This window comes from Pseudomonas sp. 2VD, assembly GCF_005503585.1.
Lineage (GTDB): Bacteria > Pseudomonadota > Gammaproteobacteria > Pseudomonadales > Pseudomonadaceae > Pseudomonas > Pseudomonas aeruginosa.
Window position 1 is genome coordinate 1 of record NZ_SCND01000139.1, and the last position, 14,047, is coordinate 14,047.

12 protein-coding genes are annotated in these 14,047 nt (G+C 67.4%); 9 read left to right on the forward strand and 3 right to left on the reverse strand.

The annotated features are described in order from the left end of the window. Positions 1 to 120: 120 nt before the first annotated feature. Positions 121 to 771, reverse strand: a complete 651-nt coding sequence (locus tag FFS27_RS16465) for a TetR/AcrR family transcriptional regulator (protein WP_021264655.1) — start codon at positions 769 to 771, stop codon at positions 121 to 123. Positions 772 to 904: 133 nt separating this feature from the next. Here FFS27_RS16465 and fan1 point away from each other — a divergent pair, with 133 nt between their 5' ends. The 8 genes from fan1 (at position 905) to lasA (ending at position 10,793) form a co-directional block, all read left to right on the forward strand. Further along, the gene (gene fan1 / locus FFS27_RS16470) at positions 905 to 2,584 is read left to right on the forward strand and encodes a nuclease Fan1 (RefSeq protein WP_021264656.1); all 1,680 of its coding nucleotides are present in this window, start codon (positions 905 to 907) and stop codon (positions 2,582 to 2,584) included. Next, positions 2,577 to 4,853: an ATP-dependent DNA helicase gene (locus FFS27_RS16475; RefSeq protein WP_023101342.1), complete on the forward strand. Its 2,277-nt coding sequence runs from the start codon at positions 2,577 to 2,579 to the stop codon at positions 4,851 to 4,853. The genes fan1 and FFS27_RS16475 overlap by 8 nt, the downstream gene beginning before the upstream one ends. Positions 4,854 to 4,942: 89 nt before the next feature. Next, the gene (locus tag FFS27_RS16480; RefSeq protein WP_003088087.1) at positions 4,943 to 5,152 is read left to right on the forward strand and encodes a hypothetical protein; all 210 of its coding nucleotides are present in this window, start codon (positions 4,943 to 4,945) and stop codon (positions 5,150 to 5,152) included. 141 nt (positions 5,153 to 5,293) lie between these two features. Then, complete coding sequence (locus tag FFS27_RS16485) at positions 5,294 to 5,821, forward strand: type II secretion system protein N (protein WP_003108706.1); 528 nt, start codon at positions 5,294 to 5,296, stop codon at positions 5,819 to 5,821. Next, positions 5,808 to 8,138: a type II secretion system secretin GspD gene (gene gspD, locus FFS27_RS16490; RefSeq protein WP_023101341.1), complete on the forward strand. Its 2,331-nt coding sequence runs from the start codon at positions 5,808 to 5,810 to the stop codon at positions 8,136 to 8,138. The genes FFS27_RS16485 and gspD overlap by 14 nt, the downstream gene beginning before the upstream one ends. A 167-nt stretch (positions 8,139 to 8,305) precedes the next feature. After that, positions 8,306 to 8,545 carry an acyl carrier protein gene (gene acpP, locus FFS27_RS16495; protein WP_003108704.1) on the forward strand — a complete coding sequence of 80 codons (240 nt, stop codon included), beginning with the start codon at positions 8,306 to 8,308 and terminating at the stop codon, positions 8,543 to 8,545. Positions 8,546 to 8,827: 282 nt separating this feature from the next. Beyond that, positions 8,828 to 9,253 carry a hypothetical protein gene (locus FFS27_RS16500; RefSeq protein WP_003088094.1) on the forward strand — a complete coding sequence of 142 codons (426 nt, stop codon included), beginning with the start codon at positions 8,828 to 8,830 and terminating at the stop codon, positions 9,251 to 9,253. A gap of 283 nt (positions 9,254 to 9,536) precedes the next feature. Beyond that, positions 9,537 to 10,793 carry an elastinolytic metalloprotease LasA gene (gene lasA, locus FFS27_RS16505; protein WP_003139897.1) on the forward strand — a complete coding sequence of 419 codons (1,257 nt, stop codon included), beginning with the start codon at positions 9,537 to 9,539 and terminating at the stop codon, positions 10,791 to 10,793. Between the two features lie 126 nt (positions 10,794 to 10,919). On the opposite strand, the gene FFS27_RS16510 is transcribed toward lasA, so the two are convergent. Together FFS27_RS16510 and FFS27_RS16515 are read right to left on the reverse strand one after the other, a co-directional pair. Beyond that, the gene (locus FFS27_RS16510; RefSeq protein ID WP_003106675.1) at positions 10,920 to 11,711 is read right to left on the reverse strand and encodes an EcsC family protein; all 792 of its coding nucleotides are present in this window, start codon (positions 11,709 to 11,711) and stop codon (positions 10,920 to 10,922) included. Between the two features lie 60 nt (positions 11,712 to 11,771). Next, on the reverse strand, positions 11,772 to 12,794 hold the full coding sequence (locus FFS27_RS16515; protein WP_003106674.1) for a transporter: 1,023 nt from the start codon (positions 12,792 to 12,794) through the stop codon (positions 11,772 to 11,774). Positions 12,795 to 13,294: 500 nt separating this feature from the next. Between FFS27_RS16515 and FFS27_RS16520 the strand changes: the two genes are divergently transcribed. Beyond that, on the forward strand, positions 13,295 to 14,047 hold a 753-nt coding region (locus tag FFS27_RS16520), incomplete at its 3' end, for an Ig-like domain-containing protein (protein ID WP_137952101.1).

Consider the following 14,047-nt stretch of genomic DNA (forward strand, 5'->3'; position numbering starts at 1 on the left):
GTCATGGAGTGCTCCTGTGGGGGGCGAACGAAGTTGGCGGACGGGGCTGGCGCAAGCTTAGGGGTTCGCTATGGCTTTTGGAATATAGCGCTACGCGGAAATTGATCTGGCGCAAGTCGCTCAGCCGGCCAGCGCGCGGAAACGCCGACGCTGCGCGGCCTCGCCGGGGAGTGCCAGGCAGCCGGCGCAGACCAGGCGGACGATGTTTTCCGCCGCCTGCCGGTAGTCGCTCGCGTCCAGCCCGGCCTGGCCGGTGAGGCGCGCCAGTTGCCAGCCGCCAAGGGCATAGGACTCGGTCATCGCCCACAGGTTGAGCAGCAGGTGGTACGGATCCAGCGGCGCCAGCAGGCCTTCGTCGATCCACTGGCGGATGCGCTCGGCGTTGCGTTCCGCCTGGGCGTCGAGGCGTTCCAGCAGCGCCGCCGGCATGCGCGGCGCGCCGCGCATGATCTCGCAGGAGAAGACCCTGGCCGCGTGCGGCCGCTCGGCGCCGATGCGCATCTTGTTGTCGACGTAGGCGCGTAGCGCCTCGGCGGGCGGCTGGTCACCGGCGAATGGCCGGGAGGCTTCCAGCAGAGGCTCGACGATGCTGTCCAGCACCGCCTCGTAGAGTTGCGCCTTGGAGCGGTAGTAATAGAGCACGTTGGCCTTCGCCACGCCGGCGCGCTCGGCGACGTCGCTGAGCCGGGCGGCGCTGAAGCCGCAGTCGGCGAAGACTTCGCAGGCGGCGTCGAGGATCAGTTGCAGGTTGCGTTGGCGGATCTTCTTCATCGGGACCGATACGGGGCAGGTTTCGTTGTTAATATTTTTATATAACGAATGCCTTGTGCCTGGATAGTCGTCGCCAGGCCGGCGACGCTTGATCGGATGCGCATTGCCAAGCCGTGGGGGCGCTGGTATCTGTATGCATGAACAGTACCAGGCTCCGCTTCCCGTGAATTCCCCAGCGCTTCCCGAACCCTTCTACTACCTGCACAACTTCCGCGCGGTACTCGCCTGGATCGGCGAACGCTATGCCGATCTGCTCGACGATCAGGAACGTGCCTTCATCGCCGCGTTCGCCGAATTGCCCGAGGCCAGCCAGGCCCTGCTGGTGCGCATGGTGATGCGCAAGGGCACGCTGTTCCGCGAAGGCAAGCTGGCCTATGCCGAGATCGGCGACACACGCGCCGCCGTGCAACCGCTGTTGGCACTGGGCTGGGTGGACGCGCAGCCGGCCCTGGAACTGGCGCAACTGTTCGGCTTGCTGAAGAAGGATGAGTTGTCGCAGCTGTTCAGGGACCATCTCGGGCGCGCGAACCTGCGCAAGGATGCGCTGCTGGAACGGCTCCAGCCGTTGTTCCCCGAGGCGCGGCGGCTCGCCGAGTGGCAGGCCGACTTCGCCGAACCGGTCTACGAGTTGCGCTGCATGGCGCTCTGCGACCGCTTGCGGTTGATGTATTTCGGCAACCTGTGGCAGGACTGGTCGGAGTTCGTCCTTGCCGACCTGGGTATCTATCGTTACGAAAGCGTCGAGTTTTCCGCCGATTCCCGCGGCTTTCGCCTGCGTGCCGACGTCGACGCCTATCTCCACCTGTTCGACTGCCGCCAGCGCTTCGACCTCGGCGAGCCGCTGGAGGAACTGCTCGCCGGCCTGCCGGGCGAACCCTACGCCAATCCCTGGCTGGAAGGGCGGCGGGTCAAGCTGCTGTTCCAGTTCGCCCAGTACTGCGAAAAGCAGCGGGATTTCGACCTGGCCCAGCGGCTCTATCGCCAATCCAGCCACCCCGGCGCGCGCCTGCGGGCGATTCGCAGCCTGGAACGTGGCGAGCGCTTCGCCGAAGCCCATGCATTGGCGCGGGAGGCCAGCTGTGCGCCGGAAAGCGACGCCGAACGCCAGGGCCTGGCCCGATTGCTGCCGCGCCTGCAAGGCAAGCTCGGCCTGCCGCGACAGGCGCGGGCGGCGGCTCCGGAAATCGAACGCCTGGACCTGTGCCTGGCGTTCCCGAGCGAACCCTGTAGCGTCGAGGGTGCGGTCCGCGAGCACCTGGAAGAGCCCGGTTGCGCGGTGCACTACGTCGAGAACGGCCTGATCAATTCGCTGTTCGGGCTGCTCTGCTGGGAGGCGATCTTCGCCGCCATTCCCGGGGCGTTCTTCCATCCCTTCCACAGCGCGCCGGCGGACCTGCACAGCGCCGACTTCCGCCAGCGCCGCGCCGCCCTGTTCGAGGCCTGCCTGGGGCGGCTGGAGGACGGCAGCTACCGCGACGCGATCCGCTGTCGCTACCGCGACAAGTTCGGCCTGCAGTCGCCCTTCGTCTACTGGGAGCTGCTTGGCGAGGAACTGCTCGAACAGGCGCTCGATTGCCTGCCGGCGGCCCACCTGCGCGCCTGGTTCGAACGCCTGCTGGAGGATATCCCGGGCAACCGCGCTGGCCTGCCGGACCTGATCCAGTTCTGGCCGGCGCAGCGTCGCTACCGGATGGTCGAGGTCAAGGGACCGGGCGACCGCCTGCAGGACAACCAGTTGCGCTGGCTGCAATTCTGCCGCGAGCGGGAGATGCCGGTGGCGGTCTGCTACGTGCGCTGGCATGTCGATGACTGAGCAGGGCGGCGAGGCGCTGTACCAGGTGGCGGTGCGCGCGCTTTGCGAGTTCAGCGCCAAGCGCGGCGACCTCGACCTGCGCTTCACCCCGTCGCCCAGCGCCCTGGAAGGCATCGCCGGACATACCCTGGTGACCTCCCGGCGCCCCGCTCACTACCAGCGCGAGGTGGCGCTGGACGGACGCTACCGTCACTTGCAGGTGCGCGGCCGGGCGGATGGCTACGACCCGCAGGCGAACTGCCTGGAGGAAATCAAGACCCACCGCGGCGACCTCGCCCTGCAACCGGCCAACCACCGGTACCTGCACTGGGCCCAGGCCAGGGTCTACGGCTGGCTGCTCTGCGCCGAACGGAAGCTGGAGGAAGTCGAACTGGCGCTGGTCTACCTGGAGGTCGGCAGCGAGAAGGAGACCCGCTTCGTCGAGCGGGTGCGGGCCGACGAGCTGCGGCTGTTCTTCGAGAGCCAGTGCCAGGCGTTTCTCGCCTGGGCCGAGCAGGAACTGGCGCACCGCCAGCGGCGCGACCGCGAACTGGCCGCGTTACGCTTTCCCCACGCCGAATTCCGCCACGGCCAGCGGCAACTGGCGGAGGCGGTGTACAAGGCCGCCTCCGCCGGTTGTTGCCTGATGGCCCAGGCGCCGACCGGGATCGGCAAGACCATCGGCACGCTGTTCCCGCAACTCAAGGCGATGCCCGGGCAGCGCCTGGACCGGCTGTTCTTCCTGGCCGCCAAGACCCCGGGCCGGGCCCTCGCGCTGCATGCCCTGCGCAGCCTGGAAGGGGAGACCGGCGGACTGCCGGTGCGGGTGCTGGAACTGGTGGCGCGGGACAAGGCCTGCGAGCACCCGGACAAGGCCTGCCACGGCGAATCCTGTCCCCTGGCCCAGGGCTTCTACGAACGCCTGCCGGCGGCCCGCGCCGCCGCCGTGGAGGCGCGCTGGCTGGACCAGGCGCGGTTGCGCGAGGTGGCGCTGGCGCACCGGGTCTGTCCCTACTACCTGGGCCAGGAACTGGCGCGCTGGTGCGACCTGGCGGTGGGCGACTACAACTACTACTTCGACCTCGGCGCCATGCTCCATGGCCTGGCCCAGGTCAACCAGTGGCGGGTGGCGGTACTGGTGGACGAGGCGCACAACCTGGTGGAGCGCGGCCGGCGGATGTATTCCGCCGAACTCGACCAGGGCGATTTCCTCGGTGTGCGCAAGACCGCCCCGGAGGCCCTGAGGAAACCGCTGGAGCGCATCCAGCGTGCCTGGAACGAACTGGGCAAGACCCAGGCGGACGACTACCAGGCCTACGACGAGCCACCGCAGAAGCTGCTCCTGGCCTTGCAGAACGCGGTGGCGGCGATCAACGACCTGCTCGCCGAGCAACCGCAGGCGCTGGAGCCGGCGTTGCAGGAGTTCTACTTCGCGATCCTGCAGTTCGGCCGTCTCGCCGAGCTGTTCGGCGAGCATTCGCTGTTCGACATCGAGAAGCGCCCAGGCCGCAACGGCCGCAGCCTGGCCCGGCTGTGCCTGCGCAACGTGGTGCCGGCGGCGTTTCTCGCCGAGCGCTTCGCCGCCAGCCGCTCCACCGTGCTGTTCTCCGCTACCCTCGGGCCGCGCGACTATTACGCCGACCTGCTTGGCCTGCCGGCGGGCACGCCCTGGCTGGAAGTGGACTCGCCATTCAGCGCCGAGCAACTGGAGGTGCACATACAGCGTCGGGTTTCCACGCGCTATGTGCAGCGTCAGGCCTCCCTGGCGCCCATCGCGGCGATTCTCGGCGAGCAGTTTCGCCAGCGGCCGGGCAACTACCTGGCCTTCTTCAGCAGCTTCGATTACTTGCAGCAGACGCTGGACGTCTTCCGCCAGGCATACCCGTGGGTGCCGTGCTGGAGCCAGACGCGACGGATGGACGAGGCGGAGCGCCGGGCCTTCCTCGAACGCTTCGTCGCGGGCGGCGAGGGCATCGGCTTCGCCGTGCTCGGCGGTGCCTTCGGCGAAGGCATCGACCTGCCTGGAGAGCGCCTGATCGGCGCCTTCATCGCCACCCTCGGGTTGCCCCAGGTGAATCCGGTGAACGAGCAGATCCGCCTGCGCATGCAGCGCCTGTTCGGTGACGGCTACGACTACACCTACCTGTATCCGGGACTGCAGAAGGTGGTCCAGGCCGCCGGGAGGGTGATCCGCAGCCGCAGCGATCGCGGCGTGGTGCACCTGATCGACGACCGTTTCGCTCAGGCCAGGGTGCGCCGGTTGCTACCGGGCTGGTGGCAACTGCGTTGACCGGTGGCGATACGCCGGCAGGTGCTGCCGGACAGCCGGGCAGCCATGTATAATCGCGTCCCCACGATTTCCCCCGATCCGGATACGCCATGGCTTCCGCTCCCGACGCTCTTCCCCAGGCCCTTTCCTCCGACGACGCTCCGGCCCAGGCCGCGCCGAGCGACGCCAGCGCGTTGCTGAAGGCCGCCCTGGCGAAGAAGAACCAGGCCCAGCTCTATCCGCAGCGGAAGATCCACGACAAGGGCCAGCGTCCCGGCATGGCGCCGCGCGGTACCCGTCGTTCGATGGGCAAGCGCTGAGGCCTTTCCCGCGCCTGGCGTTTTGTGGGCCAGTTCCCGCCACGAAGGATCAAAGCGGGCAGCCTTAACAGTTTTGCCCTTTCGCGGCCGTAGGCCGCAGCCCCATCCCTTATGCTCGCCGCCCCTGGGCGAGCCGCGTCGATGCAGCGCGCCCGTTTGCCGGAATCCGCCTGCTGCATGTCGCGTCACCTTCCATCGTCTTTCGTTTCCCTGCGCAGCCTGGCCGGGCATGCGCCCGCTGTGCTTTGCGTGCTGCTGCTGGCGTTGCTCAGCGCCAGCCTGGCCAGCCAGACGCGCTCGCTGCGCCGCGAGCTGGCGGAATTGCCCGCCGCAGCGGCCCCGGCGCCGCCAGCCAACCCTTCAGCGGCCCCGCACGCGGCGTTAGCCGGCTTGTTCGGTGGCGCTCCGTCGCCGCGCGGCGCGACGGCGGGCGAGCGTCTGCAATTACGCCTGCTGGCCTGCTTCCTGGCGCGTCGCGAGGACCGCTCGGCGGCGCTGATCGCGGTGGCCGGGCGCTCGCAGCGCTTCCTGCCGGGCGCCGAAGTGCGCCCCGGCACCGTGCTGCTGGCGGTTCATCGCGACCATGTGGTGCTGCGCGACCAGGGTTATGAAGAACGTCTGTATTTCCCCAAAGCCGAAGGGGCAGAAACCACCCATGCCACGTTGTAGTACCCGTTCCGCCCAGCGCCTGTCTCCGCTGTTCCTGGTCCTGTCGCTGGCCGTCCTCGGCCTGGCGCCGCCGGTCCATCCGGCACCTGCCGCGACTGCCGCCGCGCAAGAGGAAGAGCAGTGGACGATCAACATGAAGGATGCCGAGATCGGCGACTTCATCGAGCAGGTATCGAGCATCAGCGGCCAGACCTTCGTCGTCGATCCGCGGGTGAAGGGACGGGTCACGGTGGTATCCCAGGCGCGGCTCAGCCTGGCGGAGGTCTACCAACTGTTCCTTTCGGTGCTCGCCACCCATGGCTACGCGGTGCTGCCGCAGGGCGACCAGGCGCGTATCGTGCCGAACATGGAGGCACGCCAGGACGCCGCGCAGAAGACCGTCCGCGATGGGCCGGGCAGCCTGGAGACGCGGGTGGTCCAGGCGCAGCAGACCTCGGTGGCGGAACTGATCCCGATGATCCGGCCGCTGGTCCCGGCCCATGGCCATCTGGCCGCCGTGCCGTCGGCCAACGCGCTGATCGTCAGCGACCGCCGCGCCAACATCGAGCGCATCGAGGCGATCGTGCGCAGCCTCGACCGGGCCGGCGAACATGACTACAGCATCTACGACATGCGCCATGCCTGGGTCGCGGAAATCGCCGAGGTGCTCGATCGCAGCGTCACCCCGGCCGCCGGGAAGAGCGCCGCCACCGTCCAGGTCCTCGCCGACAGCCGCAGCAACCGCCTGGTCCTGCTCGGGCCGCCGCAGGCGCGAGCGCGCTTGCTGCGGCTGGCGCAGTCGCTCGACGTCCCCTCGTCGCGGTCGGCGAACAGCCGGGTGATCCGCCTGCGCCATGGCGACGCCAAGACCCTCGCCGCCACCCTCGGGGAGATCGGCGAATCGCTGCACGGCGAGCGGGGCCAGGATGGCCGGGGGCGTGGCAAGCGCGGCCTGCTGGTGCGCGCCGACGAATCGCTGAATGCCCTGGTGATCCTCGCCGACCCGGAGGATGTCGGTCTGCTCGAGGACATCGTCCGCCAGCTCGACGTGCCGCGTGCGCAACTGTTGGTGGAGGCGGCGATCGTCGAGCTGTCCGGCGAGATCGGCGACGCCCTCGGGGTGCAATGGGCGCTGCGTAGCGGGCATGTCGCCGGCGGCGCTGGCTTCGCCGACAGCGGGTTGTCCATCGGCACCCTGCTAGGCGCGTTGCAGGCCGGCAAGCCGCCGGCAGAGCTGCCCGACGGTGCGATAGTCGGCCTCGGCAGTCGCGATTTCGGCGCACTGGTCACCGCGCTGAGCCGCAATAGCCGCAGCAACCTGCTGTCGACGCCGAGCCTGCTGACCCTGGACAACCAGAAGGCGGAAATCCTGGTCGGCCAGAACGTGCCGTTCCAGACCGGCAGCTACACCACCAGCGCCAGCGGTTCGAGCAATCCGTTCACCACTGTCGAGCGCAAGGATATCGGGGTGACCCTCAAGGTCACGCCGCACATCGGCGAGGACCGCATGCTGCGCCTGGAGATCGAGCAGGAAATATCCTCCATCGCGCCAACCGCCACCCTGGCGGCGAAGGCGGTGGACCTGGTGACCAACAAGCGCTCGATCAAGAGCACCGTACTGGCCGACGACGGCCAGGTCATCGTCCTCGGCGGACTGATCCAGGACGACCTGCTGCGCAGCGATTCGCGGGTACCGCTGCTGGGCGACATCCCCGGCGTCGGCCGGCTGTTCCGCTCGTCCCGCGAGACCCGGGTGAAGCGCAACCTGATGGTCTTCCTGCGACCGAGCATCGTCCGCGATGCCGCCGGCCTGGAGCGCATCAGCCATGGCCGTTACCGTTCCATCCAGTTGCTGCGCGGTGCTGCCGGCGAACCGGTACGCCCGCTGTTCGAGGATGCCGGCGCCATCGACCTGCGTCCCTCCGCCCAGGTCGCACCGGCACCTATTGGCTCGCCGCGCAGCTATCCGGCTCCAGCCCCGGTGCTGATGGAGAAGCCGCGCCTGGCGGACCCGGCGTCCCTGGGCGACGGTCGCGGCGGCGAGGTGCTGGAGGTTCGCCAAGGCACGCACGCGGCGCAGCCGCCGTCACCCCAGCGCTACGCCGTGCGATTGGTCGAGGGCAGCAGCGAAGCCTTCATGCGCGCGCTGATCGAGCGGCATCCGGGCCTGTCGTTGCGTTTGCGCCGCGAACTGCGCGATGGCCAGGAGCTGTTCGCGGTGGAGCGGGGCGACTACCTCGACCCGGAGCAGGCACGCCGGGCCCTGGCGGAACTGCCCGAAAGCCTGCCGCGAGGGAAGGCGCGGGTGATTGCGCATACGCCGGGAAGCGCCCTGTGACGGACTTCGAATCCTTGCGTCGCGCTTCGTCCACCGGATTGACCGGCGCGCTGCGGCGGCCGCGCTCCGGCGCAGCGCCACTGCCAGATCTGGCAGTTGTCGCTGGCGGGGACGGAGGCTTTAGTAGCCGCACTTTTTTCCAGGGCCGGGCAGTGGGACCGCAATGCATGGACGACATCGAGACCAGAGAGAGGAAGCTGGTAGCCGCCCGGCTCGGCGTGGAGGAATGCGACATCCGGCTGGACAGCGATTTCCGTAACGACTTCGGTGCCGAGTCGCTCGAGGTGGTCGAACTGGTCATGGCCCTGGAAGCGGAGTTCGGCGTCGAGATCGCCGATGACGATGCGGAACGGATCGAGACCGTGCGCCAGGCCATCGACTATCTCGAGGAAGCCGTGCCGACCTGACTCCCCCTGGACCACCGGCCGATGCCGTGGTCATTCCCTGCGAAACGCTGTGCGCCACCTCCCGCCCGTGCCGGCGGCAAGGTGCGCGACGTCCCGCGCTTCGATTACGCCGGATCGTCCAGCCCGCCCCGGGCCGATCCGGCTTTTTTTTGCCCGCCACCGCGGTAGCGAGGCAGCCGCCGTCGGTTGGATTTCCTGAATCTTCCGGCGCCTCGCCGGTCGACCGGACAGGGGCGTTGCGCCATTCGCGGTGCGCGCTCGCCATTCGTAACGGAGGTCGCCATGGCTACACGACGGAAAACCACACCCCAGGAAATCGACGACATTCAGGACCGCATGGGTTCGATACGCGAACTCGATTTCGACGAGCGCCGCCAGGCGCGCAAGGCACGGATCGGCGACGAGCGGCCCGAGGCCGAGGTGGAAGCCGAGTTTTCCCCGCGGCGGGTACGCGAGGCGGGCCACGCCGGCGGGCAGCCAGACGAGGACGACGGTTACCAGGATAACGTCGGCATGGACGATCTGGCGCCGGAGACCCTGATCGACGAAAGCGGCGCCCGATCGCCGGCCGAGCGGGGTGGCGAATCCCCCGCGGACAAGCGCCTGAGGGTCGTGCATGGCAACGAGATCGGCGCTGGGCACGGCCTTGACGAAGCCGAGCTGGCACGTCGCGATCCGCTCGACGGCTCCTCCACCGAGGAACGCTGAGCGCGCGCAGACTGTATCGAAGTATTTCCGGCGCCTGGCGTTCTGTGATCGATTCGGCTCGGTTGTGGTGCGCTGCCGCACGCTTTACCGCCGGATGGAGCGGGGCACCGGATTTACTGCAAAAGCTGATAGTTGTCTTCCCGGGTGACGGCGTTGCACGGTCCTGCGGCGTGCAACCCGGCCTGGGCGAAATACCGGCGGAGCGGACCAGGCTATCCCGTCGGAGGCGATGTCGCCGGGCTGCTGGCTTTCAAGGTTTCCCTTCGATGACCAGGAGCTACCCATGCAGCACAAAAGATCCCGCGCCCTGGCGAGCCCGCGCTCGCCGTTCCTCTTCGCCCTGCTGGCGCTCGCCGTGGGCGGCACGGCCAACGCCCATGACGATGGCCTGCCGGCCTTCCGCTATTCGGCGGAGCTACTCGGCCAGTTGCAATTGCCCAGCGTGGCCCTGCCGCTGAATGACGAACTGTTCCTCTACGGTCGCGACGCCGAGGCGTTCGACCTCGAGGCCTACCTGGCCTTGAACGCGCCGGCGCTGCGCGACAAGAGCGAATACCTGGAGCACTGGAGCGGCTACTACAGCATCAACCCGAAAGTGTTGTTGACCCTGATGGTCATGCAGTCCGGGCCGTTGGGTGCGCCGGACGAGCGCGCCTTGGCGGCGCCGCTGGGGCGGCTGTCGGCGAAACGCGGCTTCGATGCCCAGGTACGCGACGTGTTGCAGCAGTTGTCGCGGCGCTACTACGGTTTCGAGGAATACCAGTTGCGCCAGGCGGCTGCGCGCAAGGCCGTCGGCGAGGACGGCCTGAACGCGGCATCGGCCGCGCTGCTCGGTCTGTTGCGAGAGGGGGCGAAGGCCTCCGCCGTGCAAGGCGGCAATCCGCTCGGCGCCTACGCGCAGACCTTCCAGCGCCTGTTCGGCACCCCGGCCGCGGAACTCCTGCAGCCGCGCAACCGCGTGGCCCGGCAACTCCAGGCGAAGGCCGCGCTGGCGCCGCCATCCAACCTGATGCAATTGCCCTGGCGCCAGGGCTATTCCTGGCAGCCCAACGGAGCGCATTCGAACACCGGCTCGGGCTATCCGTACTCGTCCTTCGATGCGTCCTACGACTGGCCGCGCTGGGGCAGTGCGACCTACAGCGTGGTCGCCGCCCACGCCGGCACGGTACGGGTGTTGTCGCGCTGCCAGGTACGGGTGACCCACCCCAGCGGCTGGGCGACCAACTACTACCACATGGACCAGATCCAGGTGAGCAACGGCCAGCAGGTCAGCGCCGACACCAAGCTCGGCGTCTATGCCAGCAACATCAACACCGCGCTCTGCGAGGGTGGCAGCTCCACCGGACCGCACCTGCATTTCTCGCTGCTCTACAACGGCGCCTTCGTTTCCCTGCAGGGAGCCAGCTTCGGTCCGTACCGGATCAACGTCGGCACCAGCAACTACGACAATGACTGTCGCCGCTACTATTTCTACAACCAGAGCGCCGGCACCACCCATTGCGCTTTCCGCCCGTTGTACAACCCCGGCCTGGCGCTCTGAGTCGGCGCGGGGCCCGGCTCCAGCCGGGCTCCGCGCGAGGCTCCGCCGCGAGCGAAACGGCGCTGAACACCGGGCGCGTCGCTGCCGCCGCGCCCGGCGCCAGGCTGACCGCGTGGGCCGGCATGCTCAGCCGCGCCGTGGTAGCAGGGCGTAGGCGTCGCGAACCACATCCTTGCCGTAGTGGCGCTCCAGGCGGCGGACGACGAAGTGACCGCGCGCCATGGCCTGGAAATGGTTCATGAACACCGTGTTGATCGCCGCGCCGCCGAGGGCGCCGACGATGGGCACGATCTGCGCCGCGAGCTTTTCCGAATACTGCACGCCCAGGCGCTCGGCGACCTTGCGCACCAGGGCCAGGAGCATGGGCGCGGCCTTCTTGCTGCCGGCGTCCTTGCCGAGGAAGTCGGCGGCCGCCTTGACCTGCTGGGCCAGCGCCGTACGCACCGCGTAGTAGCCGGACTCCGACGCGTCGTCCGAGGCGGATTTGCCGCCGAGGGCGAAGACTTCGATACAGGCCATCAGGGTGTCCATGTCCCTGATCGACTCGCCCTCGCTGCGCGCGATGTCGGCGATGGAACGGAAGATGATGCCGGTGGTGACCGGCACCTCGACCAGCATCGCCAGCGGCCCGAAGAAGCCGCCGACGCCACCGGAAACGGCGGCGCCGAGGGTATGCAGGCGGTTCGCCGGTTGACCGCTGGCGTTTTCCTGGAGAGTGGCGGTGGCCGAGCGGGCGACTTTCAGCAGCGCTCCCTCGATCACCGAACCGAGCTTCTCGTTGACCTTCCGCGGCAGCTTCTTCAGGCCGTATTCGATCGGCGTGCCCAGCAGGCTGGTGAGTTGCGCGGTGAGTCCAGGGTTCTCCAGCAGGTTCTTGGCGGCCTGGAGTTGCTTGAGATCGGCGGGGGAAAGGCTCATGGAAGGTCCGGCTGACGGTGGTCGGTCAACCTAACCACTGTCCGCCGGCGTTGTCCACGCTCAATAGTCGCCGCGCTTGCGGAAGGCCCAGCGGCCGGCGAGGAAGGTGAAGCTGGCGACCAGCACGAGCATGATCCAGAAGCCTTCAGGATCGTCGGCGAAGGGAATCCCGCCGACGTTCATGCCGAAGAAGCCGGCGACGATGTTGATCGGCAGGGCCAGCACCGTGACCATGGTCAGGGTGAAGAGGATGCGGTTGTTCTGTTCGTTGAGCTTGGCCGCGATCTCTTCCTGCAGCAGCTTGATCCGTTCGCCCAGGGCGGTCAGGTCGCTGATCACCAGGGAGAACTCCTCGGTGGCTTCGCGCAGCTCACGCAGGTCGGCATCCTGTAGCCATTCCGGCGGTCGGTTGAGCAGGCGCAGCAGCGAACCGGGCTCCAGCGCCAGCAGGCGTTGCAGGCGTACCAGCACGCGCCGCATGGCGCCGAGGTCGGCGCGGTTGGCGGAGAGGCGCAGGGCCAGTAGCTGGTCCTCGATGCGGTCCACTGCGACGCTGGTTTCGCGGACGATCTGGGTCAGCACGTCGCCCTGGTCGCGCAACAGGTGGATCAGCAACTGCAGGGGCGAACGGAAAGGTTCGCCGTGCTTCACCGAAGAGCGCAGCTTGTCCACCGAGCGCAGCGGTTGCGCTCGTGCACTGACCAGCAGCCGGCCACGGGCGCAGACCCACAGGGTGGCGACGTCCGAAGAGACCAGGCCGAAGTTGAAGACCACGTCGTTGACCACTGCCAGCAGCGCCGAGTCAACGTGTTCGATGCGCGTCGAGCGCGACCCCTCGCGCAGGCTTTCGAAGAAATAATCCGGCAGTTCCAGATGCTTCTTCATCCAGCGCTCGCAGGCGGCATGGGCGAGGTTCAGGTGCAGCCAGAGGAACTCGTCCGGCGCCTCCTCGCGAGCCTGCCGCAGGCAGGCGAGGGCGGTAGCCGAGTCGATTTCCCGCCCCGCTTCGCCGGGGCGGAAACGGAAACCGTAGATCAGGCCGAACAGGTCGGCGTCCTGGGGCGGGGAGATACCGTGATGCATGGTCGCTCGCGGGAGAGGATCGGTTGGATAACTTGGCATCGTGACGATGACGCTTTGATTGCAGGACGATGAAGGCCGCTTCGCGGGATGCCCGGCGATGCTTTCCGTTGGAACTGTCGGGGTCGTCTTGCCGTCGCCTCGCGCCGACGAACTACGAGGTGCCGGGAAGTGCTATTTCATTTCTCCCGGTTTTTTATGAAATACGCATCGTAGAGTTCTGATATTTGCCCGCTGGGTTATTTGGTCGATTTGCCGTGCCAGGTGATGGGGGTTGTTTATAAAGTATTATAACTTTTTGATTATATATTGTTTATCAATTAGATAGGCGTGTGATGGCTAAATGGCTGCATGTTTTCCAGGGGTTATCTAAATTGAATTTTTCATGGGGGTTTTCTTAGTCGTTATATATAAAGTCAGACTCGCCTTTTATTTAAAAGCTGCTATTTCTGGATTACATGGTGCGGCCGTTCGGTCGCTGCTTGACAAGAGGAATGTCGGAAATGTCGATCCAGGCGAAAGTTACCCCTATCGATCAGAGTATTTCTTCTGCGGCTGCCGTCGAGGTTCCGGAAAACGGGATACTCAAACTCTCCCAGAGCAGTAATATCGCGCTCGATGTCGCACCGGAGTCGGTGGCGGGATACTCGAAGAGCGGTTCGGACCTGATCGTCCAGCTGAAGACCGGGGAAAGCGTACGCATCGCCAACTTCTATGCGGAAGGCCAGCCTTCCAGCCAGCTGTTCCTGGCCGACAAGGACAAGCTGGTGGCGGTAGATCTGCCGCCGGTCGCCGCCGACGGGCCGCTGATGGCCGGCTACATCCCGCAGGAAAGCCTGGCCGGTTTCGAGTCGCTGACCGGCGCCGGTGTGCTCGGTGGCATGAGCGCAGGGACTGCGCTGCTGGTCGGTGCGGCGGCCATCGGCGCCGGGGTGGCTATTTCCAACAGCAGCGGCGGCGGTGGCGGCGGCGGTTCTTCGGTGCCCCCGGACACCACTCCGCCGAAGGCGGCCAGCGGCCTGAAGATAGCGCCTGACGGCAGCAGCATCAGCGGCCAGGCCGAGGCCGGCGCGAGCGTCGGCATCGATACCAATGGCGACGGCAAGCCGGACCTCACCGTGATCGCCGATGCCAACGGCAATTTCACCGCTCCGCTGAACCCGCCGCTGACCAATGGCGAGACGGTGACGGTGATCGTTACCGACCCGGCCGGCAACAGCAGCACCCCGGTCACCGCCGAAGCCCCTGACTTCCCC

What these genes read in the sequence shown, in the direction of transcription:
- FFS27_RS16465 (WP_021264655.1), bottom strand. Translation starts at nt 771, where the DNA reads ATGAAGAAGATCCGCCAACGCAACCTGCAACTGATCCTCGACGCCGCC.
- fan1 (WP_021264656.1), top strand. Translation starts at nt 905, where the DNA reads ATGCATGAACAGTACCAGGCTCCGCTTCCCGTGAATTCCCCAGCGCTT.
- FFS27_RS16475 (WP_023101342.1), top strand. Translation starts at nt 2,577, where the DNA reads ATGACTGAGCAGGGCGGCGAGGCGCTGTACCAGGTGGCGGTGCGCGCG.
- FFS27_RS16480 (WP_003088087.1), top strand. Translation starts at nt 4,943, where the DNA reads ATGGCTTCCGCTCCCGACGCTCTTCCCCAGGCCCTTTCCTCCGACGAC.
- FFS27_RS16485 (WP_003108706.1), top strand. Translation starts at nt 5,294, where the DNA reads ATGCAGCGCGCCCGTTTGCCGGAATCCGCCTGCTGCATGTCGCGTCAC.
- gspD (WP_023101341.1), top strand. Translation starts at nt 5,808, where the DNA reads ATGCCACGTTGTAGTACCCGTTCCGCCCAGCGCCTGTCTCCGCTGTTC.
- acpP (WP_003108704.1), top strand. Translation starts at nt 8,306, where the DNA reads ATGGACGACATCGAGACCAGAGAGAGGAAGCTGGTAGCCGCCCGGCTC.
- FFS27_RS16500 (WP_003088094.1), top strand. Translation starts at nt 8,828, where the DNA reads ATGGCTACACGACGGAAAACCACACCCCAGGAAATCGACGACATTCAG.
- lasA (WP_003139897.1), top strand. Translation starts at nt 9,537, where the DNA reads ATGCAGCACAAAAGATCCCGCGCCCTGGCGAGCCCGCGCTCGCCGTTC.
- FFS27_RS16510 (WP_003106675.1), bottom strand. Translation starts at nt 11,711, where the DNA reads ATGAGCCTTTCCCCCGCCGATCTCAAGCAACTCCAGGCCGCCAAGAAC.
- FFS27_RS16515 (WP_003106674.1), bottom strand. Translation starts at nt 12,794, where the DNA reads ATGCATCACGGTATCTCCCCGCCCCAGGACGCCGACCTGTTCGGCCTG.